1 protein-coding gene is annotated in these 978 nt (G+C 43.6%); it reads right to left on the bottom strand.

The window, feature by feature from the left end:
- Positions 1 to 106: 106 nt before the first annotated feature.
- The gene (locus ACFQ2O_RS21815; RefSeq protein ID WP_377533058.1) at positions 107 to 922 is read right to left on the bottom strand and encodes a hypothetical protein; all 816 of its coding nucleotides are present in this window, start codon (positions 920 to 922) and stop codon (positions 107 to 109) included.
- Positions 923 to 978 lie beyond the last annotated feature (56 nt).

The raw sequence follows: 978 nt of genomic DNA, 5'->3' as shown, positions 1-978 counted from the left end.
AATATCAACCAATACCAATAAGCAACCATAACTTAAATGCAAAAAGCGGGATGTGATCTTCTGAAAGATCACATCCCGCTTTTAAAGCATGCTATTACTTACCGACCTATATGCCGCCGTTGCTTTGTGTAACAGTAGCAGTGTTGCTGTTACCTGACTGTGTTACAGTGGCTCTGTGGCGATCACCATCCTGCATGATAGTAGCAAGGTTCATTTCACCATCTTGGCTAATCATACCTGCGTTAAAATCACCATTCTGATGTACCAAAGCATCGTTATTATAGCCATCTTGTGAAATAGTTCCAGAGTTATCGCTACCTTCCTGTCGCACACCTAGGTATTCAGCTCCGTAGGCACGTGTACCTACGTTATTTCCATCGCCCATTTGGTCAACAGTAGCAGTGTTTCTGTGGCCTCTCTGATAAACATAGGCAGCGTTATCGTTACCTGTCTGGTCGATATCAACTAGGTTGTTACGGCCATGCTGTTGTTCAGCAAAAGCTGTATTATTATCTCCAACCTGATCCATGTAAACGCTGTTGTTACCACCAGCCTGCACCAGGCGAGCGCTGTTGTCATTACCGTCCTGATTCTGGAGACCAAAGTTATCAGAGTTATAAGTAATAGCACTTGCAGTGTTGTTATCACCAGACTGAATCTGTGTGTGATTGTTGGTATTTGGAGGAGTATCCCAATTAGCTGATTGCGTAATGCTGGCAGAGTTCTCACGTCCAGACTGAGACTGAGAAGCTGTGTTGCCATTCTGAGACTGCTTGGTTGTAGCTACGTTGCCTCTACCTGCCTGCTCAATTTGTGAACTGTTAGCATTACCTGTTTGCGTTACGGTGCCCGTGTTACCTTGTGCCATAGCGCCACCTGCTACAAGAAGAAAGGCTGCTGCGAAAAATAAATTCTTTTTCATGTTTTTGAAATGATGGTTGTAAGTATGATTTAAGATGATTTACATTGCGAATATAC

It is taken from the genome of Pontibacter rugosus (genome assembly GCF_042678745.1).
Taxonomy (GTDB): domain Bacteria; phylum Bacteroidota; class Bacteroidia; order Cytophagales; family Hymenobacteraceae; genus Pontibacter; species Pontibacter rugosus.
The sequence above is the reverse complement of the archived record's forward strand: the minus strand, read 5'-3'. Positions and strand labels throughout refer to the sequence as shown.

What these genes read in the sequence shown, in the direction of transcription:
- ACFQ2O_RS21815 (WP_377533058.1), bottom strand. Translation starts at nt 922, where the DNA reads ATGAAAAAGAATTTATTTTTCGCAGCAGCCTTTCTTCTTGTAGCAGGT.